Here is a 25,005-nt window from a genome sequence, read left to right as displayed (position 1 = left end):
TGATTTTGTAACGTTATAACAAATAACGGCAGTGCGCTGATCGTCCTGATCAGTGTACTGCCGTTTTCAATTGCACCGCAGGTGCTACCATTTCGGAAAAGGATGCGCCTACGGCGCTAATTGAAAAACGAGACTGCAGGACAGTCTCGTTTCAAATCGGAATAAAATTTGAATTATAATCATAATCAGGTATTCCAGTCATATGGTAAAACGCTTCGACCATAGGATAATTCAGATAGAGTTTCCCCATATCTGAGGATTCTGTAAAGTATTCCTGCATTTCAGTGATTTTTTCAGGAGTGAAATCAGGAGCGTGAGGGTCAAGATCAAAAATGAGTAGAATATCTGAATAGATTTCATCAAAGATTTGTTTTCGTGTTTCATTTTTTTCTCTGGAGCGAAGGACTTGAAGAATATCCATATTTTCCGGATCATTTTCTGCAAACATTTCCTGATAGAGAGTATATATGTTTGTGTTGTACGAAACTATCTCATGATTACTGCTGATGCCATAAATACTGAGAAGATGCTTCATCAGTAGTACATCAGTTTTAGCGCCCTCGACAAGCATCAGTATTTTCGGAGTTTTATTATTCATTGAACTCACCGCTCATATACAGCTTCTCAAGATTATGCCCTTCCCGTAATTCTCTTCCGGTAGCATTTACAAGTGAAGTGATTCCAGTGTCGCTGAGGATGAAATAACAGTCAGGACGCATGATTCTGTTTGAAAGAAGATTTGTGTTATGAGAAGTAAGAATTACCTGAGTATTAGTCATCTTTTCAAGTATCAGTACGATACTCTCAGATAATTCATAATGATAGTAAGCATCAAATTCATCTATGAACATCATGGATACATCTGCTGCAGTTTTATACCAGTAGAAGAAAGTATAGAGAGCTTTTGTTCCGCTTGATGCTGTTTTCATAAACGGTAAAGGTGTTGGCATGTCAAAGTATAGACGTCTGATGCCGTCAGTATCTTCTTTGATAATAAGCTTTTCCTCTACGCCTGATCTGTTCAGGAAACTTTGAAATTCGTCAAGCGTTTCTCCTTCAAGAAGAAAGTCGAGGTAGTCGTTAGTATTGTTCTTGAATCCGATATATCTGTTTTCGTCGAGACTTCTGAACCATAGCATGGATGATACATATCTGAATAGCTTTTTTAAAGGATGTAATTCGGAAAGAGAAGTGTTATTGATAACATATCTCAGAACAGAATCGATGTCATCAAGATCTAAGTTAAGTGTAGGGTTAAGTTCTTTCAGATTATTAAAATCGCCCTTTTTACTCTGATAGTCGTAATTAAAAAGCAGCTTGCCGTTAATACTTATGTCCTCAGTCAGAAGTTCTCTCTTTTTACCTTTGGAATAGCGGTATTCTACTGTGTTATTATCAAACTGAAAAACATATGCAAAAGAAGCCGAAGTGCATCCGTCAGAGTTCAGATAGTAATCATAGAGTCCTGGAGTCACATTCTTATCTGTAAGATGAGTAACTATATCAAAAATGGCAAGTCCGAGATTACTTTTACCGACTGAGTTTTTACCGTATATGATGATTCGGGCGTCAAAAGGGTAAGACCAATCTGAGCCAACAAAAGCATCTTGAAAATTTAATATTATTACAACAAATGAAAACGCGAAATATGGTACAATAGAAGTATCAAATTTCGGAGGAAAAAGAAATGTCATTCGTAGCAAACGATTTAAGGAATGAACAAATATCAATGTTCGATTCCACGCTGAATTTAACAGAAAGAGAACGCAGATTTTTAGAAAAATCATGGGCAAAAGTATTTGCTGAAAAAGTATTTCCTGCAATAGATGAAACACCGTATGCGGTTCTTTACAGCGAAAAATTATCGCGTCCAAATACTCCGGTAAACGTTCTCGTAGGCGCAATATTCATTCAGCAGCTAACAGGACAGTCCGATGATGAATTTCTTGAATCATTGCTGTTTGACATAAGATATCAGTATGCACTTCACACAACATCATTTGATGAACAGCCCCTTAGTGACAGAAGTCTTGGAAGATTTCGTGAAAGATTAGCAATGTATGAAATTGAAACAGGAATAGATCTCATACAAAATACGGAAAAAGAAATAACAGATGTTATGGCGCTTGTTATGGGAATAGATCATCATCTTAAACGTATGGATAGCATGATGATATCTGCAAATGTGAAGAAAATGTCGCGTCTCGAACTGCTTTATACATGTGTTTCAAACCTTGTAAAAGAGATGAAACGCAGTAATGCAGAAGTGCCTTTGGAATACATGCATTATGCTGATGTAGATGACAGAAATAAAGTAGTATATCATAATCGTAGTGAATCTGTTGATAGCAAGATTGTAACTATTCTTGAAGATGCAAAAATTCTGATGAACCTGTGTGATGAAGATATTGAAGACAGCAGTGCATATAAATTGCTGGTACGCTTTCTCAATGAGCAGACTAACATATATCCTAACGGAATCCGTCAGCTTAAAGATGCAGACGATTCAAGTATGGATTCTTCAATACTTCAGAATCCTGCGGATCCGGAAGCAACATTTCGCCATAAAGCAGGTAAAAATCATATAGGATACGCTGCAAATTTAGTAGAATCATCAAATGAAAACGGTGATACGCTTGTAACTGATTTTCAGTTTGAAGCAAACAATTACAGTGATAAGAAATTCATCAATGATGCAATGGAAAGAATGAATTCTCAGCCGGAAGACGACCGCACAGTAATAGTAGCTGACGGTGCATATACAGCTGATGAAGCATTAGCAAAATCAAAAAACATTGAAATTGTAAACACTAATCTTACTGGTAAAGAAACACCAGATATCAATGCTGATTTTGAATTCAGTGAAGACGGAACACAGATCTTAAAGTGTCCCGGAGGACATGAACCAATAAGCTGCAGCTACAATAAAAAGACAGGGCAGTGTGTAGCATCCTTCGATAAAGAAAAGTGCGAAAACTGTCCACACTTTAATGAATGTAAACCTAACTTGAGAGTAAAGGTTTGTAAGAAAACAGTCTCATTAAAAAGTAAAAACAGAGCTCAGCAACAGAGAAAACGTTCTACAAAAGAATTTAGTGACTTAACTAAATTCCGAAATGGTGTTGAATCACTTCCATCCATTCTTCGAAGAAAATATCATGTTGACAAAATACCGGCAAGAGGTATGATTCGAAAGAAACTATTCTTTGGAGCTAAAGTAACTGCTATGAACATCCAGAAGTTTTGCAAATTCATGCAAGGCTCGGCATGCCGCGCCCAAAATGCGGTAATAGCCTGAAAAATGAGTAAGGAAAGCTACTAAATATTGAGATTTACGTTTCGATATATCCATAATTTGTAATAATATTAAATTTTCAAGATTCTATTGGAATTTTGAAAAGTCAAAATCGCTGTTTTGACGCTCTAATCATATGATAATTTTACTGAGCGTATTTGCAGTAATACATTCTGTGTTGAATTTATAGTCATGAACATCTGAAAAATTTATTCTGATGCTGTCTTTAAAGTTTTTAAAACCTTTTACTTCAAATGTTTTAAGCATAAAACCCCAGCTTTCTTTTACTAATTTAATGATAATAATACTTTTAAATCTATCTTCATTATTAATTATACAGCCATATTTGGAACAAGTCAATAGATTGCCGTAATTTTTTTACGGATGTAATTGTGGGACCAACACTGTTATTTTCTCTTGATGAAATGGAAATATTATGGTATAATGATATGTAACGAAGTAGACAGAAATCAGAGATCATTAATCGACAGGAGTGATTTAAATGGGCAGATCAATAGCAAAACAAATAGCAGCAACAGCAGCTGGATATATGATCGCATCGTCGTCATTTTCAGCGTTTCCGCAGGTGAATGCAGCGGAAGAAATGCTGATAAGAGACAAGTGGGGTTATTGTAAGACCGCGAACTATGTGGAGTCCGAGCATTTTGTGATTTTCTATGGAAACCATGATACTACCGGACAGGTAAATGATGCGTTTCTGAAAAGAAATCTTGAAGCCTATGAGCGGCTCTGGCACTGCTACACTGAATATCTCGGAATGACCGGACTTAACGTTGATATTTACGGAAAGAGCAATCAGGAGTACAAGACTAATATTTACCTTACCTATACAGGACTTGGTGCATATCCGGACGGATGGGCTTTCATGAGTTCGGAAGACGGGTACGGTATTGAGATAATTAGCCCGGATGCTATGCTTGATGATCTGACCATTGCCCATGAGTTCGGACATGTTGTTCACCATCAGCAGAAAAACTGGATCGATCAGGAGATAAGCGGTGCATGGTGGGAACCTGTGGCAAACTGGTTCCGTGAAATGTACCTTGGAAGTTCATACAATCCTTCTGATGTTAAGACGGGAAATTTTGATCCTTATCTTCGCAACATGAGTCTTGCTCTGCCTCACGGACGAAATTACTACGAAACATTTCCGTTCCTGCTTTATTTATCGTACAATCCTGATGATCTTCCGGGGCTGGGCCTTGATGCAGTTCACCGCCTTTTGTCCGAATCAAAACCAAATGAATATCCGCTTGACATGATAACGAGAATTCTCGGAACAGACGCGCATATTGTTCTCGGACATTATGCAGCACATATGGCGACGTTTGATTTCGGCATGAAGGATGCCTATCAGTCACGCTTTGACACTGTGATGAAGCAGACTCCGTTCTACTGGAATCTGTATCACACCATACCGGAGCCGACCGCTGAAGGTAAGTACCGCGTGCCGCAGGAAGACGCACCTATGCAGGGTGGTATCAATATAATTCCGCTTGATATAACTGGTGATACAATAAAAGCAGAATTATCCGGCCTTTCTGCTGATACCAATGCCGGATGGCAGGCATGTCTCGTTACTGTTGATGCCAAGGGAAATGCTTCTTATTCTGATCTTTTCACCGACGGAGAAAGTATGACCATCTCTGCGAAAAATGCTGTTTCTGCGTATATGACCGTTGCCGGAGCACCACAGGAATTTGTTCGTGAAAATGCTTTCCACAAGGAAAAGGATTCATCATATAAATACGGAGATGAACGCAGACGCTATCCTTATGAGATAAAAATTGACGGGGCGGAAGTTATACAGAGCGGCGGATATACTTCGACAGGAAAGAAGGGCAGTAAACATCCTAACGGCGGCGGATTTGTCGCATCGACGGCCAAGGTAGACTCGTCAGTATATGTCGGTCCGTATGCTATGGTTCTCGGTAATGCTGTTCTAAAAGGAAATGTTCGTGTCGAGGACAAGGCTGTGGTAAACGGAGATGTGACTGCTTCAGATAATGTTGTAATAAGCGGTCATGCAGTTGTTGACGGCGGAGGCTGGATCTATGTAAACAATCAGTGGCAGCAGGGAAAGGTCAATCTGTCAGAAAATGCGCAGGTCTCGGACGGGGCTGTTGTGTCAGGCGGAGTTACTCTTAAGGACAATGCAAAAGTCTCACAGAAGGCATTTGTAACTGACGGAGTTACACTTTCCGGAAACGCAGTTGCCAAAGGTATGACATATGCCTATGGTGCCGGCTCTTACTCAGGACAGGTGATTCTTGACGGCGACTACGCAAACGAAGAAAAACTTGATTCAGGCATCGGCTTCGGCTGGCTTGATCAGGTAAGCAAAAAGTACACCGACGGAATGATCTCTGGTTACGATTTTAATAAACAGTGCAGTGTATGGACATCTGACCGCTTTGCTGCAACAGATGCACTTTTAAAAGGCGGAGCAAAGTGGGAAGCGGAAAGGACATCTGCAAAAGGCGTCATTTCGCTTGACGGAAACGGAGCTTATGTGGAATTAGATCCTTCAGCTTTCCGTGACCATGAACTTCAGTTAAGTGTCGCAGCGCTTTGGAAAGGCGGAGGCGGAGATATTTTCTTTGCCGGAGACGAAAAAGCAAACATGCGCCTTGTTCCGGAAGGAGAGAGCGGTAATGCTGAATTTTTCATAACTGACGGTAAAACTGAGGAAAAGCTGGTCATGACATCACCTCTTCCGAAAAACGTCTGGAATAAGATCACGGTAAGAATTATCGGCGGAAAGGGCGAAATACTTCTCGGTGGTAATAAAGTTGCTTCGGGTGATATCACGCTGACTCCTGTAAATGTACTTAGTGCTTCAGAGAACGATGCCGGTTATCTTGGCAAAGGTCCTGATGATAAATATTTCAGGGGTGCGCTTGATTACTGTGAATTCTTTTTTCAGAAATCGGAGGAACCGGACATCACATATACCGGCTCCGAAGAACCCGATTCATCACTGCGCGGTGACATTGACCTTAACGGTAAATTCAACTCAGCCGACGTTCTTCTCCTCCAAAAGTGGCTGCTCGGCACCGAAACCAAACTTCCGGATCCGAAAGCCGGTGACCTTAAAGAAGACGGCAGACTCAACATTGCCGATCTCTGCACGATGAAGCAGGAGCTGCTTGCTTAATGATAAATAAAGGAAAATGAATTTATGAACAGTAAAGAAGAATGGGCGCGCACGAGAGACAGACTCGTTATATCTCTGCAGACTCTCGGCTATCCGGCCGGGCTTGGAGATATGATAGCAAAACATATCGGAAGTCCGAAAGGCATGGAACGCATGATATCATATCTTGAACAGGTGCGTCCTGACAGAATAGAACTTATTGCTGATGAAATGGTTTCAATCAGAAGCGATATAGACAGATGGCGAGAGAAAAAAGCAAGCGAGCAGGCTAATATTGCTTATAATGATCTTGTGAATAATAACAGGATTGAATGATTCAGGCTAACGGCACAGGAAGTACTGAGTGATTTCCTGTGCCGTTTTTTGTATGAAGTATGATTATTTTATGATTACCCAGTGTCCGGTTCGGTTAGTACCGCTTCTCTCTATATAACCAAGTTCTTTAAGCTTTTTGGTTGTGCGTGAAACCGTTGTTCCTCCTATACCGAGAAGAGCAATCAACTGCGACTTTGTTATATAAGGATTATTAATTATTGCTGCAAGCACGTTGCTTTCAATAACGGATAGCGTTCCTTTGTCATTAGTACCATGATTGGTACCATGATTAGTACCATTGGTACCATTAACGTCATGTTTAGTACCATCGATTTCAGAAAAAATGCTGTCATGAGCAGTAAACTTAACTGTAATATCCTCACCGACAATACTGTATTCCGGTGCAGGAACGCCAAGTTCTTTGCAGGATTCGTATATTTTCTGAATACCTCTGCCCCAGGTCTCAATATAACCTGCACGATAAAAAGCATTAGCTATTGCAGGATTGAATGGTACCGATCTGTGCGGTTGAAGCAGAGATTCTACGTCCCAGCCTGAAGGGAGGATACAGCTATTGCTTATGAACATTGCATCATCCTGGATCCGGATCTGAATAGGTACGCAGCGAGCGTAATTGTTATGAGCAAGAGCATTGTATATAGCTTCACGAACGCCGTCTATCGGGAACGGATAAGTTTCGACACGGACATTGTGCTCGTAGGTGATTTTAGCTTTCAGATACTTGGTGTATATAAGGTCTATTACCTGATCAGCCATCCTGAACAGGGAACCTTCAAGTTGATCCTGATATTGCAGATCAGCGCCATCTCCGAACTTTCCGATTTTAACGTAGCAGCCTTCAACAAGTTTAGCCGGCCTTTTATAAAACAGCATAACAGCAGCACGTTTAAGATTATTATCATCGAGAAGATTGAGGTGATCGAGAAGTTCAGTACGTGATACTTTAAGATCAGCTTCAGAAATTCTCTTTTTTCTAAGAGCTTCACGCTTGAATATTTCAATACTTACTTCATCAAGATCATCAACATCAATATTATTAACAGATACAGAATCCCATCTGATACCTGTTTTCTTCATCAGAAACTGAGTAAGTGCAACTCCCTGCAGAAGCTGTTTTGTACTTCCACTTCTGTAATGGTATTCTCCCTGATAATTGATTGGAACACCACTCGGTGCAACTATTATTTCAATATAAGCGATGCCATCCTTTTCGAGACGGTTCACATCAACGATTATACCGAGTTTATCTCGAACCTTGTTAGGGATATCTTCAAGTAATTTCTTTATATCTTTAACACCGATAACTTCGCCTTTATCATTAATGCCGATATATATTCTTCCGCCCTGAGCATTGGCAAAGCCGCATATCCATTTAAGATACTCGTCTTTCCATGATTCTTTATATTCAACGACCTGACTTTCAGCCATAATGATCTCCTTTTCTGGAAACTATGAAAAAATTCTGAGTTTTAATTAGAAACAAAATGTGGTTTCTTAAATTATAGCGTATTTTGACCGATGTATCAAGCCTTTATATAAAATAATCAAAGATATGAGAAATCTCACTTAATGAGTTAATTTAGAACGGGACTTTGAAACTTTAGGGAAAGGGAAAAGTATATGATTGATACAGGCTGACGGCACAGGAAGTACTGAGTGATTTCCTGTGCCGTTTTTGTATAAATTATGATATATATCATACAGTGAGTAATAGATATAATATAAGCTGAGGTGTATGGAGCTAAGTCGAAAATCAATGAAATGAGAAAGTGAAAGATGTGTTTACTAGATTTCACATATATATTTAGAGAAAAAATCTCTAAATATGCAATTTGAATATTGACATTTCTGTGATTTTTGGGTATAATAAAAGAGAAAACCGGAAGGGGGCATGTTCTATGCTGGTCAAAGTATTAATTGACAACTATAAATCTTTTGATAAGAACGAAGAACTTTCGATGATTTCCTCAAGCAAGATGCAGGGTAATAAAAATCATCGTGTAAAGATAAAGCAGACTCAGCTCTTAAAAAACGCTATCGTTTACGGTGCGAATGCATCAGGTAAATCAAATCTTGTATCTGCGTTCGCATTTATCAAGAACGTTCTGATGGAAGGGCTGCCTGTAGGCTCTGTAAATGATTTTTGCAGAAGCAGTCAGGAGAATAAAACAAGAGAGAGTATCTTTGAACTACAGTTTACAGTAGGAGATACTTTTTATGCCTATGGCTTTTCTGCTATCCTCAGTAAGAGAAAGATCACTGAAGAGTGGATGTACGAACTGATGCAGGATGGCGGTTCACATCAACTGTTTATCAGAGAAGGCAGCAACAAACCTGTACTTGGTGAGAGTGTAAAGCTTTCGGCAGCTGAGAAGAGCAGATTTGAGGTTTATTCGGAAGACTTTGCTGGTCAGGATACCCGTCTGTTTCTTACAGAAATGAATCGTGGAAAAAAATATGCTAAGAATTCAAAACTCAGCTTTTTCTCTGAGGTGTTCGGCTGGATCATGAATAATATTATTGTCATCAATCCGAATATAGGCATCTCTAATACAGAAGCATATTATAATGATGAATCCCTTGATAATATCAGCAGGCTTATTCAGACGTTTGACACCGGCGTGACCGAAATCAGAACGAGGAAGATCACTGTAGATGAAATGGGAAAGATGATCCCTGCGGAAGTTGTGCAGAGCATCTTTGCTCACCTGAAAGCTCAGATGCAGATGACAAATTTGCCGGGAATTCAGATGACATGGAGAGTAGAAGGTGGCTTTTTCAATATCCGAATTAAAGAAAACTCGGAGCCTGAGATCACAACTCTTGTTCTGAGACACGGCAAATCTGTTTTTGACTTTAATTTCTCAGAGGAATCAGACGGAACCAAAAGATTGTTTGATCTGATCGATATGCTGCTTACAGATCGGCCTGATACAGTTTTTGTTGTTGATGAATTGGAACGCAGTCTGCACCCGAAGCTCACAGAGCATTTTCTTAAGCTGTTTATGCAAGCTCATGACGGGGTAAGAATGCAGCTGGTATTCACAACACATGAGGATACGATCATGGATCAGAGCCTTTTCAGAAGAGATGAGATTTGGTTTGTTGAAAGAGATGCAGAAAATGCCAGCAAGATTTATTCACTGGATCGTTTTAAGGAAAGATATGATAAGAAGCTGAGCAAGGCGTACCTTGAAGGAAGATACGGTGCAATCCCTGTATTCAGGCAGTTTTCTTTCCCGAAAGGAGAGTAAGTATGCCGGTACACACTTATACTAACTGGAACAGCCGTCCTTCTGATAATGAAGAGCAGATTGAACCGTTCCGAAAATACTTTTTCATCTGCGAAGGTGCTAATACAGAGACATTTTATTTTAAGAGGCTGATCGATCTGAGAAAGGAGCTGGGTATCCATCCTTTGATCGATATACGATTGTGGGAGAAGACTGATGAAGACAAAAATCTGTCTTTTGCCAAGAACCTTGTCGTATTTGCTGAAAAGCAAAAAACTGTTCCTGACAATGATTTTGATCCCGAAAGAGATAAAATGGTCATTGTGTTTGATGGAGACATCTTTGAGGAGAAAGTACAGGGGTATGATGAACTGATTGCACAGATTGAAAAGACTGATATTGCCGCTGTATCAAATCCCGGATTTGAGTTGTTTCTTATCCTTCATATAGACGGAGGCTATGAACAGAGAATCAAAGGACATGAGCAGGAATACCTGACTATGGACGAAAAGGGCAGTTACAGCTATGCTTACAATGTTCTTCTGAAACTGACAGGAATGAACGCTAAGAAGAATGGTAAAATAGGAAATCTTGCAGATAATGTGCTGATGGCTATTGAACAGGAGAAGAAGATCAATCAGGATATTCACGATATCAAAGGAAAGGTCAGCTGCAATATTGGCAAGATCATTGAAACGATAATAAACGAGAAACCGAATATATGATTGTTTCAGGGGGCTGCTGCACATTGCAACAGCCCCTTTTACGTTTTCAAATTTGTAACATTTTTATGAACATTCTCATACAATGAGAAAATATACAGAGCCGAAACTTTGTACATTATATCACATCATATCTTCATTTTCAATAATTTCTGATAATAGATTTACGCTGTATTGCAGGGTGTTATAACGGCAGTGCGCTGATCTTTTTTGATCAGTGTACTGCCGTTTTCAATTGCACCGAAGGTGCCACCATTATCAGAAAAGCATGCGTGTGAAAGTCAATCATCAAAATACTCTGGATGTTTTGAAATCTCAATAACCTCATCGATGGAAAGTTCAACTGATTTTGCAATTACTTCGAAAGAATATTTGTCGAGCTTTATAAGTCGGTGTGCAGCTTCATATCTTATTTGTTGTGAAATCTGCTTTTTATATTCATCAAGCATATCTTCTATCATTTTGCAGTGAGGTACATTATCATAAATGGAAAGGTTGCGCATAGTTATACCAACTTTCAATAGTGTCATGAATAAGATAAATTTATGTTTCCCCTAATTATTCTCCTAAATTATTTTTTCTCCTAAAAACATACCCTATTTAGGAGAAAAATCAATGAATCAGGAATATAAATAGGAGAAAAAATATGGTAACACAATGTAGGATAAAGAAAACCCGAACTTCTGAAATCAAAAGTTCGGGTTCTTTATATAGTGCCGCTGACCGGACTTGAACCGGTACGGTATTTCTACCAAGGGATTTTAAGTCCCTCGTGTCTGCCGATTTCACCACAGCGGCATGCCCACTCGTTTGAGTGCTTAATAATTATACCACAAGTTTAATGCTGTGTCAATACTTTTTTCGAAAATAGTTTTGAAACATAATATCTGATTAATATACTTACTGAGCTAAACGATACTTCTTCAGGAATACCGAATAATCGATGAGCACTAAGATTGCGCACACTATCCATATTATAGGTTCCGTGATGCATATTCCTAGATATCCGAGCCATGGTGCGAGTACAGCTACCGTTACAGCTTTCAGTATGAGCTCCATGATGCTTCCGGTGATCGGCACAAGTTTTCTGCCGACGCCCTGGAGGCTGCTTCGGAGAACCAGCAGTACGTCAAGTATGAAGAAAAACGATACGTTGATGATGATATACTTTGAGGCAGTTGAAATTATGAACTCATCGGTCGATCCTGAAAGTGCCTTTACGAGCGGTATCCTGAAAAGGAGAGATCCTGTAAGTGCTATAACACTCCATACTTCAGCTATCATAATGCTGCAGATGATTCCTTTTTTAACTCTGTCCAATCTGTCTGCACCGAAGTTCTGACTCGTGAAAGTTGCTGCCGACATTGAAATAGTTCCGAGCGGAAGCATGAATATTTCGTCTATCTTTCGTCCGGCGGTATGTGCAGTTACTGTGGCTGTACCAAAGCTGTTTACGCCGCTCTGGAGGATAACGGAACCTACCTGAACAACACCATGCATAAGTGCCATAGCCATGCCCGTGGAAATGAGGTCGCCGAGCAGTGTGGTGTCGTAAACCAGTTCCGACTTTCTGAAAATCAGAAATCTGCATTTCTTTAAAGTATAGATAAAGCACAGAATGACCGATATTACCTGCGAGATAACTGTAGCCCATGCTGCACCGGCAATACCCATGCCGAATCCTTTGACGAAAAGGAAGTCGAGAGCGATATTTACCAGTGTGCTTATCACAAGAAAGTAGAGTGGTGCGCGGCTGTTTCCGACGGCACGGAGCATTGCGGCAAGAGTGTTGTAAGCAATTGTGACTGTCGAGAACAGCAGTATTATACGAAGATAGTTTTCGGTGTCACTTATGATATCTGCCGGAGTTTTCAGTATCTGCATCAGCGGATGAAGCAGAAGAACAAAGGTTACAGTAAGTATCAGTGCGATCACTGCTGAAAGCAGATAGGTGAGTGCAACTGATTTTTTCATTTCGCGTTCATTCTGAGCTCCGAAATATCTTGCGATGACGACGGAAAAACCGTTCGACATGCCGTGTGAAAAACTTATCAGAAGTCCGTAGACAGGTGCAGATGCGCCGGCTGCCGCAAGCGCATTGTCACCGAGTATATTGCCGATTATAGCGGTATCAGTTACGTTGTAGAGCTGCTGAAATATATTTCCTATCAGGATAGGTGCTGCGAATATTAAAAGATTCTTTAGTATTCCGCCTTCTGTCATGTTCAGTGAGGCGGTTTCGGATTTGTTGTTCATATGTTTTTTTATCATTTATATTTTATGTTTTATGTTTCCGTTTTTACAGTGATTTTATCGTCAATTATCATATAAACAGGGGAGTCGCAGGTTTTGAGAACTGTCGCTCCTCTGTCTTCGAAGGCTTTTACTGATTTTTCTTCACCGCCGTTTTTGTTTGAACAGGTTATGACTGCGTATTCCGGTGAAAACTTTTCAGCCACACTTTTGAGATATTTGTGGTAGTAGCCATGGTGCGGGACCTTCAGGATTTCGAATGTTTTATCCGGATTCTGCTCCATGTATTCTTCGGCTCTCAGCTTCTGAGCGTCACCCATGAACAGGAGATTGTGGTCGTTATATGTAACTTCAGTTATCAGCGATGAATTGTTCGAATCATTTTCCTCATAGAGCTTTTCATCCGGTCCGTCAATCTTTATTTTCATTCCGTCAAGATCAAGTTCCACAGCTTCGCTTCCTTCAACTAAAGTTGTGACAAGGCTGTTCTGTGTCAGTGCTTCGTTCAGGGCAGCAGTTTCCTTTGAATCCTTCGGAAGATTTGAAACATAGATCCTGTCAGGAAGGACATCGTCGAGCAGGGTAGGAACACCGCCTATATGATCCTCATCGTAGTGAGTAAGGATCAGTGCGTCCAGTTTGCCGATACCTTTTTTCTTCAGATATTCTGCAATTTTATCGCCGTAATTCTTGTCTCCTGCATCTATAAGAACAGCAGCGTCGTCGGTATAGATAAGCTGAGCGTCAGCCTTGCCGGCCTGGAAGAAGTAAACTGCCATTTGTTTTTTGTTAAGTCCTGTTTTGCTGCAGGAACAGAGTCCGAGACTTACTGATGCAGCAATGATCAGCGAAGCAGCAGCTTTTATTGTTTTAGAGTACATTGCCATGCACGCTCTCCTTTCTGAGCTCTGATGATCGGTTTGTAAATCAGAATGTAGTTTATTAAGTGACAAAATATATTGAAGTTTACTTTAATGATAACACATTATCGTGCATTTGTAAATAAATATTTGTACGTATTATTGACATCTCAATACTTGTATTATATAATAAAAATGTATAGATTTATGCGTTAGATACATGTTTTTTTATGACTATACATGGGTATGTTATACCGGCGTTCACTGGCTGATGATGAATTCCGTCAGTGGTGTTTATGAATAATATCAGTAAGTTCTGAAAGGGGAATTCAGATGAAGAAAACGAAAAAAACTATTATGACTGCAGCGCTTCTTTCTGCAGCGGTTACAGTTCAGTCTCAGTTAGCAGCTCCTTCATCAGGCAATGAATCTGAGGCGGCCGTTCTTTACGGACCACCGTGGGTGTTTTACGCTAAGGGCGATCTCAATATGGATAATAAGATAAATATTGTTGATCTTATCCTGATGAAATCCAACGGAACAGGAGATAACGAGACGACATACTGGCAGGAACTCGGAGATTTTGACGCTGACGAAACAATAAGCAAAACAGATATAAAAATAATGCAGCGTTCTCTGTTCGGACTCCCGGCGAACGATGATATGTGGCCGCCGGATGATATTGTTCCTCAGCCGGAATACGGAATTCCGGAAGTTTCTCCGGAGCCGTCTTATCAGACTAAGTACGGGGCTCCGCCTGTATTTATTACTGATGATGAACCTGCAGTAACTGAACCGGAAACTGACCCGACTTTCTGGGATACGGGTATGCAGCCTAAATACGGTATACCACCGATCATTCCAAGCTTCGTTCCGGTGACAAAGCCTGTAACTACTTTTGAGGAAGAACCGCCGCAGCCTGTTTACGGTGCCCCGGTTGCTGAACCTTCCGTCGCTCCCGCAAATACAGAAGCAGAACCGGCGGAACCTGAAATAACAACACCGGAATCAGAAGAACCCGAGTACGAACCTGACCCTGTTCAGCTGGTTTACGGACCACCTTCATATTTTATGAATGAAGATAAGTAATAAGTGAAAAACTGATTTACCTGTCTAATCGGAAACGCGTCGTAAATCATATAATCAAAAACAGCTCTGAATGTGGATAACATTCAGAGCTGTTTCGTTTATACCGAACTTATGAAATCAGATACGTTTTCTGATCTGATTTGCTTAGCCCAGCATAGTTCTGCGTTTTTATTTCTTTTCAAAATACCAGAGCTGGTTTTCAGCACCGGTGTATTTGCTTATGAATACGTTGCCGCCTGATGATTTTGAAGTACCTGAAGCTGAACCGTTATTGTAGTCAGGTACTGTAAGTACGTATCCCGGATATGCTTTGAGTCCGATTGCAAAAACGCCGTCCTTTATCTTTGTCAGTGTCCACAGCTGCGTTACATCATTTGTCGGTTTGAAGAGATATACGTTTTCTCCGTTATCAGGCTTGACTGCAGTTACCATACGGTTTCCGCCGGATGAACTGCACATAGCAAGGAGTTTCCATGCATCAGAAGCTGAAACAGCCTTGAACTTCTGTTCGGTGCTTCCGTCGCTTGTCCACTGGTAAATGTTTGTGCCGTCAGCATCTTTTCCGTAGTCTACGTTTAAGTATTTACGGCTCATGCAGTTTACTATGTTGTAGACCTGACCGTTTGTCAGTGCAGTTACGGCATTTGATGAAGGTGAAGGTGTTGCCGGGTTTTCAGGTGTTGTCGGAGCAGAAGGTGTTCCGTTTCCGAAATATGGCTGATTTTCATAGATCGCATCGTAGCTTGCCCATCCGGAGTTTCCGATGTTTACAGGTCTTTCAAGTGAAGGATCAAGTATCTTCGTGATAGTATATACACCGGAATCGATGTATTTGTCAGTACCTTTTCCGTCGCTGCTTGTGTTGAGCCATCCTGCAAATCTTACCTGATCGCCTTCCTTAAGAGCTTTTTTCGGAGGTGTAACTGATCCGGTGTCGATTATCATAGCGTGCTTGCCCTTCTGGTTGTAAATGTTCTTGAACTGAGCAATATCCCATTCAACAACACCCTTGAGCATCATAGGGTCTGCACAGTAAACCTTTGATCTTGTTTTGTCGTATCCGATAAGAACTGTGCAGTGGTGACCACGCTGCCATGTGACATAACGGCCGTCTGCAGTATACCATGAATCGCCCGTTCTCGGGTTTACAAGTTCAGGAGTGGAAATAACCACGACCGGAATATTGTTTGCTATATAAGGGAAGAGGTCTTCGAGTTCCTTGCCGGAAATATCTTTGCCGCGGTAGCTGCTTCCGACAGCCTGGAAGTAATTATCCACTGTCTTGACCATACAAGGAATGTAGCATCCGTAAGAAAGATCGTTTCTTGAAGGATCTCCGGCGAATGTTGTAATAAAGTCAGCACCGATGAGTTTTCCGCCTGAGTAGTGGAAATCCTGACGCGGCATGTATTTCATAGCTATATCAGTCTTGCTTACATCGTAACCGTACCATCTTACTGCTATAGTAAGACCGGTCGCTTCACATCCTGTCGGGAGTTCCGGACTCTGAAGCATGCTCTTTACGCTCGAAATTATTTTCTTTTCCGGAAGTTTTGTTACCGGTGCCGGAGTCGTGGTCGTTACTGCTGTGGTAACAGGAGCCGCAGTTGTAGTCGTTACTGTTGTAGTTACCGGAGCAGATGTAGTAGTCGTCACAGTTGTGGCTGCCGGAGCAGATGTAGTAGTTGTCACAGCAGTTGTAACAGGTGCAGTCGTTGTAGTCACAGAAGATGTTACCGGAACAGAAGTTGTCACTTCTGAAGTTACGGCTGCAGCGGTGGTTCCTGATGCGGCTGTTGTTTCCGAAGAAACCGGAGCAGTTGTAACACCGGCCTGTGTTTCCGTAACTGTGGTTGTAAGTGCTTCAGTTACCTGTACTTCAGTAGATGCAGGTAAAGAAACAAATGCAGTTGTTTCTGAGAATGTGATGCTTTCAGAAACCTGTCCTGAAGAAGCGGCTCCAGTTGTGATTTCTGTTACAGCAGATGTTTCGGTTATAACATTTCCATTTGTCGTAGTAACTTCAGTGCTTCCGGTTTCCGCCGGTCCGGAAGTTACAGCAGATGTGCCTGTGGTTACTGCAGGTTTGTTGTCAAGTCCGCAGGTACCGATGCTGTACTGTTCCTGCTTGAATCTGATGATATCAAAGACATCAAGACAGTTGTCGCTGTTTGTGTCAAGTGCAGCATCGTAATTTGCATGCTGCAGAATATTTCCGAATATGTAGTTTTTCAGACCTGCAATTGAAGTATTGCTTGCTGCGTTTAATTCATCCGGCCATGGATTGTTCATGAGCAGGGGAGCAGCAATAAGAGCAGCAGGTATGATCTTGCTGATTTTTTTATTCATTTTTCCTCCTGAAGTTTTGTAACAGCAAAGGCAGTCGGGGCAGTTTCCGCCGGAGATGCGGATGAGTGCAGAAAAGGCTGCCGAAACTATTAAAAATCTGGTTACCGTTATGATCAGTGTCCCCGTATAATCAAACATTTCTATTTTACTACTTAGCAGGATGTTTGTCAAATTTTTTTTATCAGACTGGACTTTTGTAATGACATATGCTAAAATCAATTGTAGCGGAACACTGAAATATTATTATTACGGAGGTATAAAATGAGATATATAGTATGTTACGTGGAGGAACCGGAAAAGGACAGTGACATTCTTGAAGTCAAAAGAGACAGCTTTGAAGATTTCGCTGCTGCAGTAGAAAAATACACTCTTCTGTGCGGATGTACGCTGTGCAGTGTGGTGCTTGCGGATGCTGAAACGGGAAAAATAATTAAGCAGTACTATAAAGATGATGTTACGGGTTCTGTAATTATCAGCTGACAAGTAGAACAAAAAGGATGCATGTTTCTCTTTCGGGAAGTATGCATCCTTTTTAATTTAAAACATATATGATTTTACAAGATAAAGTCTTGTGTGTCCGTACATGTTCATCTGCTTGTTTATTATCCTTCGGGTTTCGACCATTATTCCGTCATCCTGAAAAATACCAGCCGGATCAGATACCCTTATGATGTTATAGTAACTGATGCTGAAAAGATAGAGAGCCTTCGGAACTACGTTGTCAGGATTTAAGTCAGCTATCTCACATTTGTGTCCTGCACCGTAATGGATCACTACTTCATAAGTCGGCACGGCGGCTTCGTCAATAGGCGAGATCTTTACCTGTCCGAATGTTTCCTCTTCTTCTTTTTTACCTGTATTCCATAAATATTTGTTATACCCCATATTACCGCCTCCCGATCTGATGAGTGTATCTCAGACTCCAAACCGTGATGTATTCATATTTACTGTTTACTAATAATTATATCATAAAATGGTTCGTTTGTCTACTGTACTGCAGTCCGTATCTGCGATAATAATGGGGGCGTCTTTATTATACTCAAGGAAACGCTGATTCGTTCATAATCAGCGCAGGGCTCCGGGGCGAAGCCGGATTTCCGGTTTGATCAGTGTTTCCTTAATACATAATTATAAATGCACGAAACTTACGAATTGTGTTGATTTCGTAGCTGTTTAATGTACAAATTATATTGACAATTCTACATGTCAGTAGTATAATTTATTTATGTGACATCTTTCATTGCTTAGTGTCATATTAAAACAAAACAAGAAAGGATAGACAAATTTTATGAACAGAAAAATGCTGAGAGTAACTGCACTTCTTTGCTCGGTATGCCTTCTTTCTGCCGGATGCGGAAAGAAATCAGACAGCAGCTCATTGAAAAAGGTAAATGTTGCGGAACTGAGCGAAAAGGATCTTAGTGAAACGCTTGAACTCGGAGGTACTGTTGAAAGTACAGAGAAAGATTCAACAGTTATGACTGATCTTACAAATCTTAAGGTCACAAAATTATATGTGAGCGTAGGCGATTCAGTTAAAGCAGGCGACATTCTTTGTGAACTTGATTCTTCTGAGATTGAAAAGAATATCGCTAATCTTGAGAAGAATATAAGCGACTCAAGTACACTTTACGATTACAAATATCAGCAACTTCAGAAAGAACTTGAAAACACAAGAAAATCAGGTCAGCTTGATATTGATGAAGCGAATAAAAAGCTTGAAGATGCAAGAAACAGTTATAATTCAGAACAGAATTCCTATAACGAGAACCGTGCCAGATATGAAAGTCTGACAAACGAGGCAAACGATCTTCAGAATCAGGCTCTGAATGCAGGTGATGAAGTACAGGCCAAGGTGCTTATGGAGCAGTACAAGCTGAAAATGGGTGAAGTAGCTGCCGCAATGAGTGCTTATGAAACCGCAAATTCCAAGATGCAGAGCCTTAAGGAAACTATTGCGATGTATGAAAAGGCTGTTGAATCAGCAAAGATCTCAGCCAAAAGCCAGGCAGATTCAGCACAGTATAATATAGATACATATTCTCTTACAAACAGTTCTGATACAGACAACAAAAACAGACTTGAAGAGCTTAAGAAAGATCTTGAAAAAACAAAAGTCAGGGCAACGGGCGCAGGAGTTATAGCAACTATTCCTGCTGAAGAAGGCAAGGTATGCCGTGACGGTATTCTTATGACTCTTCAGAATGCATCGAATGTATGTGTTCATGTATCAATAGATGAAAAGGATCTTCTCAGCGTAAAGTCCGGAATGAAAGCTGTTGTTACTATACCTGCAAGAAAAGATGACGAATACTCAGGTGTAGTTGACAGAGTACTTGACATCAAGTCAGCAAACGGATTTGACGGTTATATAAATATAGATGATCCTACAAATTTCCGTATAGGTATGAAAGCTACAGTTGTTATTACAACACTCGATGCGGAGAATACTCTTGCCGTAACTAAAAAGTCCGTTTTCAGTGACAGGAAAGATGATGACAGTGAAAACGAAGATGATAAAAAGTTTTATGTATATGAAGCTGAAAAGCAGTCAGATAATACATACAAGCTCAGAAAAGTTGAAGTAACAAAGGGCAATGAAAACAACACTTATGTTGAAATATCAGGTGAAGGCCTTGAAAAAGGTGACTACATAGTATCTATGCCGGGCAGATGCAAGGAAGATGACATCGTAGACGTAAAGGTAACCGGAAAAAACAGAAATGATACTGATGAAGAAAAGGGAGAAAACGACGATGAGTGATAGTAAAAAAGTAGTCGTTGATCTTCAGGGAATAATCAAAAGATTCTACATTGGTCAGCCGAACGAACTTCAGATCCTGAACGGTATGGATATTAAAGTTCACGAAGGTGAATTTGTTGCCATTGTAGGCGAATCCGGTTCCGGTAAAAGTACACTTATGAACATAATAGGTGCACTTGACAGACCGACAGAGGGTTCCTATTTCTTCAACGGTGAAGACATAAGCAAACTTTCCGATAAGAAACTCAGTAATATAAGAAACAGGCAGATAGGTTTCGTTTTTCAGAACTTCAATCTTATTCCGAGAACCTCAGCTCTCAAGAACGTTGAGATCCCGATGATGTACGCCGGAAAGGGAAGAAGGGAAAGAACAAACCGCGCCAAGGAACTTCTTGAGATCGTCGGAATGGCAGAACGTTATGACCATAATCCTAACGAACTTTCAGGCGGACAGAAGCAGAGAGTTGCTATTGCAAGAGCGATGGCCAACGATCCTGCGCTTATCCTTGCCGATGAACCAACCGGTGCTCTTGATACTAAAACAGGCCGTATAGTTATGGATATTTTCCATAAGCTTCATAAATCAGGAAAGACGATAATCCTCATCACACACAGTCCTGAACTTGCTAAGGAAACAGAGAGAATAATTACTATCTCCGACGGCTCTGTAGTTTCTGATACCGGAACAAAGGTACAGGATGCCGGAGGTGAAGAAAATGCTGCTGTTTGAAAACATTCGTCAGGCATATAATTCACTTGTCCTTAATAAAAAAAGAACATTTCTTACGATGATCGGTATTATTATCGGTCTGAGCTCTGTCCTTTCCATTGTATCTATCGGTGATACGGTCAGCAAGATAATTGAAGATTACATGGTTCAGATGTTTACGGGCGGAAATACGATTTATCTTGTTTCAGGATGGGATATTAATGACCAGAATTCGAACAGTGATATCGATTATAATAAATACCCGTTTGACTTAGATGAAATTTATGATTTCATTAATTCGACAGATGGCGTTATAATTGATTTTGATAATGGTACGTATGCTGATGCTGCGGCGACGATCATGCTGGATAATAAACATAAAGCAAATGTTGATGTGAAGGGCGTTACTTCGTCTTATGCTCTGACTCAGAAACTCAGGATAACTAACGGCAGATTTATAAATCTTGAGGAATGCCGTTACAGAAAGCCGGTATGCGTTATTACAGATTTTGCGGCAAAATCACTTTTTGGTTCATGCAATGATGCAATTGGTAAAACTCTTGATTTTGAAGCTGTTTTTTCTGAAACATATTATGACGAAGAAGGCAATGAGCAGCTATATACTTATAAAGCTACTATGAGCTTAACAGTTGTCGGCGTTTATGAATATGTTGCATCAAAAGGTACACCGGATATTACAACTGAAAACACTGTTACTGATCTGCTTTGTCCTTCTCAGACTTTTAATGCAGTTATCGGAGAAGACGATGATAAAACGGCTGTTATGCGCTTTGTTGTAAAGGATAAAGCGTCAACAGAAAAAGCAAAAGCATTAATCGAAAGCTTTGCGCTTGATAAATACGGCAGTGATCCGGATTATAATTATTCCGTTCTTGATATTCTTGATCAGTTGTCCTCGATAACTAATATTATTTCTGTTATAACCGGTTCTTTTGTTGTGATAGCAGCTATTTCGCTTCTTGTCGGTGGTATTGGACTTATGAATACCATGCTTGTAAGTGTAACAGAAAGAACTAAGGAAATAGGTATAAAGAAGGCTCTCGGCGCCAGAAACAGCTCTATCCGCACACAGTTTCTTTTTGAATCTGCAATGATTTGTCTTATAGCATGTGCTGTGGGTGTTTTTTTTGGAATGTTTTTCGGTATGATACTGGAATCTAATCTTGACAAGCTGTATGATCTTATTCCTAACGAAAGCTTTAAGTATTTCTTAAAGAATGCAGAAGTGCACGTTACACCATCGGTCAACGCAATTGTTATTTCAACCCTTTTCTCACTTGCAGTAGGTATTATATTTGGACTTTATCCTGCGAACAAGGGTGCCAGAATGCAGCCGGTCGATGCATTGAGATATGAATAGAACGTGAAAGGACAACAGATAATGAAAGAAAAATCCATCAGAAATAAAAAGAAAACCAGAAAAATCATCAGAAATGTGATTTTCTGGCTTCTGATAGCAGGTTTTCTGGCATGGTTCGCTGCATTGAAGCTTGATCTTAACAGCGATCCTAATACTTATGATTATGTTATCCCATTTGAAAGCAGGGATCTTAATGAGTACAGATCTGCTACAGGTAAAGTGGTAATGAATGACATTGAAACTGTGTCAACTAATGTTACCCAGAAGATAAAAAAAGTTTATTTCAAACTCGGCGATGAAGTTAAGGAAGGCGATGTTCTCTGCGAATTTGACGGTGAGGGTATCGACGAAGAAATTGCACGTATCGAGAAATATATAAGCGATAAAAAGTCAGCAGATGCACTTGACAATAACGAAGAGGCTGGTACTGCTGAATATCAGAGAAAACAGGCAGCACTTCAGGTGGAAAGTGCACAGCTTGCAGTAAATTCAGCAAGAAAGATGTACGATGACACCTATAACAAGTATTCTGAATACTTTGATAAATGTTACTCAACATCAAATCCTGAAGAAGCGGCTATGTACGAGGAGATGTACAATCAGTATCTGTCGCAGCTTGATGGCATCAATGATCAGATAAGAGCAGCAGAAAAGACTCTTTCCCAGGCCAGGGATGCTCAGAGAAAAGTTATCGATACTCTCAGCAGTAATGATTACATCAAGTCTATCACTGATGCTGACGCTATAATCCGTGACTATGAAGATCAGCTTCAGAAACTTAAGGATGAGAAAGATCATCTTATAGTTAAAGCGCCTAAGTCCGGAATAATCGCTGACTGCTTTGCTTCAGAAGGCGGATATGCTTTTGACGGTGGTCTCTTCAGAATAGGAACTCTCGGAAATTATAAAGTTGAAGCCTATGTTGACAGTAAAGATGTACTTGATATTAAGCCAGGTCAGGAAGCAGGCTTCAGGACAACTCTTACCGGTGCGGAAGAGATCCCGGCCAAGGTATTAAAGGTATCAGACATTTACAGCAATACAGGCGATGGATATGCTGTAGAGCTTGAAATTACAGATAAATCAGTTATGGATAAGCTTAGACATAATGTTGCGACGGCTGCAAAGATTTATCTTGTAAACGAGGGATCACGTCCGTCGGTTCAGTACGATGCAATTGGTGAGGACGAAAACGGAAACAACTATGTTTACCGTGCTGTAAAAAAAGGCGATGAGTACGTTGCTGAAAAAGTGAATATAGAAAAAGGCTATGAATCTTCGTTTTATGTTGAAGTTAAGTCTGACAGTCTTAATGAAGGTGACCTTATTGTTGGTAATGTTACAACGCATAATGAAGGTGACAGGATCAAGGTGAAGGGAATGGAAGGTTGATAGTTGATATGAGTATTACAGAATATATTCTTTCGGCTTTTCGCTGTCTGACAGCCAGTAAGATGAGAACCTTCCTTACTACTCTTGGTATAGTCGTTGGTATTAGTTCAGTTATTCTTATCAATACCATAGGAAGTACTATCAGCAAAACTATGAGTACAGCACTTGGCGATCTTGTACAGGGAAATCAGTTTGCTATAATGCTTTTTGATATGCAGAAATTTGCTAATGAAGGCGATATGTCCGGAACTGAGATGACCGAAGACATGATCAGACAGTTTGAAGATGCGTTTGACGGCCGCGTAAAAAGAGTAACGGCTTCTATGGTAGGACACAGCACTCTGAATGCGAACGGCGAAGAAAGTTCAAAGATCATTGTTTACAGTGTTTCACCTAACACTATAACATCACTGGGCGTCGATATAATAGACGGTCGGTTTATTACTGAGGAAGATATTGATAACTGCTCAGCTTCTGTTGTTATAACAGAAAAAACAGCTGAGAAACTCTTTGGTAAAGATGCAAGTGCTGTCGGCAGACAGGTAAATGTCAGTCAGTCGACTCCTTCTCCTGAGCTTGGAAGGGCCACTCTTAACGCAACAGTAGTAGGCGTTACTAAAGATAAGATCGATATAAACGCTTTAGGATTAGGCGGATCAGATAACTCACCGCAGATGGCTATTTTCCCTTATTCGTATATTGACAGGGTAATGGGCTCAAAGGTGAAAAATTCCAACAGTATTCAGTTTATAGCACCTGACGATATATCTCCTAAAGAGCTTAAAGAAGTTGCTACTGAGCTCTATACTCCTTACCTTGCTGAAGGTGAGATGGTATACACTGAATCTTCTACTGAAGAAATTGAAATGGTCGATACAATTATCAATGTACTTACTCTTATAATTGCCGCAATCGCTGCAGTTTCTCTGATTGTCGGCGGTATCGGCGTTATGAACATCATGCTCGTAAGTGTAAATGAAAGAACGATGGAGATAGGTGTTCGTAAGGCCATGGGTGCTGATAATAAGTCGATCAGATTACAGTTTATTACTGAATCTATTGTAATATCACTTATCGGTTCTGTTATTGGTATTGTTTTAGGGCTTATCGAGGCAAAGCTTATGGCAATGCTTGCTATAAAGTTTACTGCTAACCTTAATCTTCCGATCAGCATCGATCTTACTGTACCTTTGGGAGCAATCATCGGCTCAGTTGTTTTCTCATTTGTTGTAGGACTTGTATTCGGCGTTTATCCGGCTGACAAGGCTGCAAAGATGGAAGTCGTTGACGCACTGCGTTACGAATAATTACAGGAATTCGTATTAATAAACCAAATAAAAACAGCAGAAGTTTTTTCGGAAATTTCTGCTGTTTTTTCTTTGAAATATATTGACAGAGCATAGTGATGGTGCTATAATGAATACATGAACAGATATTCATATGT

The 25,005-nt window shown here is 40.3% G+C and carries 20 protein-coding genes and 1 tRNA gene; 12 read left to right on the top strand and 9 right to left on the bottom strand.

What is annotated here, in order from left to right; all coding sequences use genetic code 11:
- Positions 1-151 precede the first annotated feature (151 nt).
- Positions 152-598, bottom strand: coding sequence for a hypothetical protein (locus CC97_RS05370; protein ID WP_197021826.1), 447 nt, complete (start codon positions 596-598; stop codon positions 152-154).
- Entirely contained in the window at positions 591-1,694 is a 1,104-nt protein-coding gene (locus tag CC97_RS05365) for an ATP-binding protein (protein ID WP_049962706.1), read from the bottom strand. Before CC97_RS05365 ends, CC97_RS05370 begins: the two co-directional genes overlap by 8 nt.
- On the opposite strand from CC97_RS05365, the gene CC97_RS05360 reads away from it, so the two are divergent.
- The 3 genes from CC97_RS05360 to CC97_RS05350 all read left to right on the top strand — a co-directional run bounded on the left by CC97_RS05360 (position 1,688) and on the right by CC97_RS05350 (position 6,788).
- On the top strand, positions 1,688-3,298 hold the full coding sequence (locus CC97_RS05360) for a transposase (RefSeq protein ID WP_044973085.1): 1,611 nt from the start codon (positions 1,688-1,690) through the stop codon (positions 3,296-3,298). The genes CC97_RS05365 and CC97_RS05360 overlap by 7 nt on opposite strands.
- A gap of 499 nt (positions 3,299-3,797) precedes the next feature.
- Complete coding sequence (locus CC97_RS05355) at positions 3,798-6,473, top strand: DUF6055 domain-containing protein (protein WP_044974147.1); 2,676 nt, start codon at positions 3,798-3,800, stop codon at positions 6,471-6,473.
- 24 nt (positions 6,474-6,497) lie between these two features.
- Entirely contained in the window at positions 6,498-6,788 is a 291-nt protein-coding gene (locus CC97_RS05350; protein WP_044974146.1) for a hypothetical protein, read from the top strand.
- A 63-nt stretch (positions 6,789-6,851) separates the two neighbouring features.
- Here the strand turns inward: CC97_RS05350 and CC97_RS05345 are convergent, their stop codons facing one another.
- Positions 6,852-8,237, bottom strand: a complete 1,386-nt coding sequence (locus CC97_RS05345) for an RNA-binding domain-containing protein (RefSeq protein ID WP_044974145.1) — start codon at positions 8,235-8,237, stop codon at positions 6,852-6,854.
- A gap of 470 nt (positions 8,238-8,707) precedes the next feature.
- On the opposite strand from CC97_RS05345, the gene CC97_RS05340 reads away from it, so the two are divergent.
- Both CC97_RS05340 and CC97_RS05335 read left to right on the top strand, forming a co-directional pair.
- Positions 8,708-10,063 carry an AAA family ATPase gene (locus CC97_RS05340; RefSeq protein ID WP_044974144.1) on the top strand — a complete coding sequence of 452 codons (1,356 nt, stop codon included), beginning with the start codon at positions 8,708-8,710 and terminating at the stop codon, positions 10,061-10,063.
- A 2-nt stretch (positions 10,064-10,065) separates the two neighbouring features.
- Positions 10,066-10,767 (top strand): RloB family protein, encoded by a 702-nt coding sequence (locus tag CC97_RS05335; RefSeq protein WP_044974143.1) that lies wholly within the window; start codon positions 10,066-10,068, stop codon positions 10,765-10,767.
- A gap of 278 nt (positions 10,768-11,045) precedes the next feature.
- On the opposite strand, the gene CC97_RS05330 is transcribed toward CC97_RS05335, so the two are convergent.
- From CC97_RS05330 to CC97_RS05315, 4 genes are all read right to left on the bottom strand, one after another.
- Positions 11,046-11,213: a hypothetical protein gene (locus CC97_RS05330; protein ID WP_156036780.1), complete on the bottom strand. Its 168-nt coding sequence runs from the start codon at positions 11,211-11,213 to the stop codon at positions 11,046-11,048.
- A 265-nt stretch (positions 11,214-11,478) separates the two neighbouring features.
- Positions 11,479-11,562: transfer RNA gene (locus CC97_RS05325), tRNA-Leu, on the bottom strand.
- Positions 11,563-11,664: 102 nt separating this feature from the next.
- The gene (locus CC97_RS05320) at positions 11,665-13,020 is read right to left on the bottom strand and encodes an MATE family efflux transporter (RefSeq protein WP_044976804.1); all 1,356 of its coding nucleotides are present in this window, start codon (positions 13,018-13,020) and stop codon (positions 11,665-11,667) included.
- A 29-nt stretch (positions 13,021-13,049) separates the two neighbouring features.
- A complete protein-coding gene (locus CC97_RS05315) occupies positions 13,050-13,904 on the bottom strand; it encodes an MBL fold metallo-hydrolase (RefSeq protein WP_049962705.1) in 855 nt (284 codons plus the stop codon).
- 306 nt (positions 13,905-14,210) lie between these two features.
- Here CC97_RS05315 and CC97_RS05310 point away from each other — a divergent pair, with 306 nt between their 5' ends.
- Entirely contained in the window at positions 14,211-14,966 is a 756-nt protein-coding gene (locus CC97_RS05310) for a dockerin type I repeat-containing protein (RefSeq protein WP_044974141.1), read from the top strand.
- 168 nt (positions 14,967-15,134) lie between these two features.
- On the opposite strand, the gene CC97_RS05305 is transcribed toward CC97_RS05310, so the two are convergent.
- Positions 15,135-17,315 carry a C39 family peptidase gene (locus CC97_RS05305; RefSeq protein ID WP_156036779.1) on the bottom strand — a complete coding sequence of 727 codons (2,181 nt, stop codon included), beginning with the start codon at positions 17,313-17,315 and terminating at the stop codon, positions 15,135-15,137.
- Positions 17,316-17,576: 261 nt separating this feature from the next.
- On the opposite strand from CC97_RS05305, the gene CC97_RS05300 reads away from it, so the two are divergent.
- Positions 17,577-17,795: a hypothetical protein gene (locus CC97_RS05300; protein WP_044974139.1), complete on the top strand. Its 219-nt coding sequence runs from the start codon at positions 17,577-17,579 to the stop codon at positions 17,793-17,795.
- A 57-nt stretch (positions 17,796-17,852) separates the two neighbouring features.
- Here the strand turns inward: CC97_RS05300 and CC97_RS05295 are convergent, their stop codons facing one another.
- Complete coding sequence (locus CC97_RS05295) at positions 17,853-18,200, bottom strand: hypothetical protein (RefSeq protein WP_044974138.1); 348 nt, start codon at positions 18,198-18,200, stop codon at positions 17,853-17,855.
- 403 nt (positions 18,201-18,603) lie between these two features.
- On the opposite strand from CC97_RS05295, the gene CC97_RS05290 reads away from it, so the two are divergent.
- Genes CC97_RS05290 through CC97_RS18630 form a run of 5 tightly spaced genes read left to right on the top strand, consistent with a single transcriptional unit; the run spans position 18,604 to position 24,868 of the window.
- Positions 18,604-20,079 (top strand): efflux RND transporter periplasmic adaptor subunit, encoded by a 1,476-nt coding sequence (locus CC97_RS05290; protein WP_044974137.1) that lies wholly within the window; start codon positions 18,604-18,606, stop codon positions 20,077-20,079.
- Complete coding sequence (locus tag CC97_RS05285) at positions 20,072-20,809, top strand: ABC transporter ATP-binding protein (protein WP_044974136.1); 738 nt, start codon at positions 20,072-20,074, stop codon at positions 20,807-20,809. Before CC97_RS05290 ends, CC97_RS05285 begins: the two co-directional genes overlap by 8 nt.
- On the top strand, positions 20,796-22,169 hold the full coding sequence (locus tag CC97_RS18635; protein ID WP_049962704.1) for an ABC transporter permease: 1,374 nt from the start codon (positions 20,796-20,798) through the stop codon (positions 22,167-22,169). Before CC97_RS05285 ends, CC97_RS18635 begins: the two co-directional genes overlap by 14 nt.
- A 21-nt stretch (positions 22,170-22,190) precedes the next feature.
- Complete coding sequence (locus CC97_RS05275; protein ID WP_044974135.1) at positions 22,191-23,561, top strand: HlyD family efflux transporter periplasmic adaptor subunit; 1,371 nt, start codon at positions 22,191-22,193, stop codon at positions 23,559-23,561.
- Between the two features lie 8 nt (positions 23,562-23,569).
- Complete coding sequence (locus CC97_RS18630) at positions 23,570-24,868, top strand: ABC transporter permease (RefSeq protein WP_156036778.1); 1,299 nt, start codon at positions 23,570-23,572, stop codon at positions 24,866-24,868.
- Positions 24,869-25,005 lie beyond the last annotated feature (137 nt).

This window comes from Ruminococcus sp. HUN007 (assembly GCF_000712055.1).
GTDB lineage: Bacteria > Bacillota > Clostridia > Oscillospirales > Ruminococcaceae > HUN007.
The sequence above is the reverse complement of the archived record's forward strand: the minus strand, read 5'-3'. Positions and strand labels throughout refer to the sequence as shown.

What these genes read in the sequence shown, in the direction of transcription:
- CC97_RS05370 (WP_197021826.1), bottom strand. Translation starts at nt 598, where the DNA reads ATGAATAATAAAACTCCGAAAATACTGATGCTTGTCGAGGGCGCTAAA.
- CC97_RS05285 (WP_044974136.1), top strand. Translation starts at nt 20,072, where the DNA reads ATGAGTGATAGTAAAAAAGTAGTCGTTGATCTTCAGGGAATAATCAAA.
- CC97_RS05275 (WP_044974135.1), top strand. Translation starts at nt 22,191, where the DNA reads ATGAAAGAAAAATCCATCAGAAATAAAAAGAAAACCAGAAAAATCATC.
- CC97_RS05360 (WP_044973085.1), top strand. Translation starts at nt 1,688, where the DNA reads ATGTCATTCGTAGCAAACGATTTAAGGAATGAACAAATATCAATGTTC.
- CC97_RS05345 (WP_044974145.1), bottom strand. Translation starts at nt 8,237, where the DNA reads ATGGCTGAAAGTCAGGTCGTTGAATATAAAGAATCATGGAAAGACGAG.
- CC97_RS18635 (WP_049962704.1), top strand. Translation starts at nt 20,796, where the DNA reads ATGCTGCTGTTTGAAAACATTCGTCAGGCATATAATTCACTTGTCCTT.
- CC97_RS05320 (WP_044976804.1), bottom strand. Translation starts at nt 13,020, where the DNA reads ATGAACAACAAATCCGAAACCGCCTCACTGAACATGACAGAAGGCGGA.
- CC97_RS05355 (WP_044974147.1), top strand. Translation starts at nt 3,798, where the DNA reads ATGGGCAGATCAATAGCAAAACAAATAGCAGCAACAGCAGCTGGATAT.
- CC97_RS05305 (WP_156036779.1), bottom strand. Translation starts at nt 17,315, where the DNA reads ATGAATAAAAAAATCAGCAAGATCATACCTGCTGCTCTTATTGCTGCT.
- CC97_RS05315 (WP_049962705.1), bottom strand. Translation starts at nt 13,904, where the DNA reads ATGGCAATGTACTCTAAAACAATAAAAGCTGCTGCTTCGCTGATCATT.
- CC97_RS18630 (WP_156036778.1), top strand. Translation starts at nt 23,570, where the DNA reads ATGAGTATTACAGAATATATTCTTTCGGCTTTTCGCTGTCTGACAGCC.
- CC97_RS05290 (WP_044974137.1), top strand. Translation starts at nt 18,604, where the DNA reads ATGAACAGAAAAATGCTGAGAGTAACTGCACTTCTTTGCTCGGTATGC.
- CC97_RS05365 (WP_049962706.1), bottom strand. Translation starts at nt 1,694, where the DNA reads ATGACATTTCTTTTTCCTCCGAAATTTGATACTTCTATTGTACCATAT.
- CC97_RS05295 (WP_044974138.1), bottom strand. Translation starts at nt 18,200, where the DNA reads ATGGGGTATAACAAATATTTATGGAATACAGGTAAAAAAGAAGAAGAG.
- CC97_RS05340 (WP_044974144.1), top strand. Translation starts at nt 8,708, where the DNA reads ATGCTGGTCAAAGTATTAATTGACAACTATAAATCTTTTGATAAGAAC.
- CC97_RS05330 (WP_156036780.1), bottom strand. Translation starts at nt 11,213, where the DNA reads ATGCTTGATGAATATAAAAAGCAGATTTCACAACAAATAAGATATGAA.
- CC97_RS05335 (WP_044974143.1), top strand. Translation starts at nt 10,066, where the DNA reads ATGCCGGTACACACTTATACTAACTGGAACAGCCGTCCTTCTGATAAT.
- CC97_RS05310 (WP_044974141.1), top strand. Translation starts at nt 14,211, where the DNA reads ATGAAGAAAACGAAAAAAACTATTATGACTGCAGCGCTTCTTTCTGCA.
- CC97_RS05350 (WP_044974146.1), top strand. Translation starts at nt 6,498, where the DNA reads ATGAACAGTAAAGAAGAATGGGCGCGCACGAGAGACAGACTCGTTATA.
- CC97_RS05300 (WP_044974139.1), top strand. Translation starts at nt 17,577, where the DNA reads ATGAGATATATAGTATGTTACGTGGAGGAACCGGAAAAGGACAGTGAC.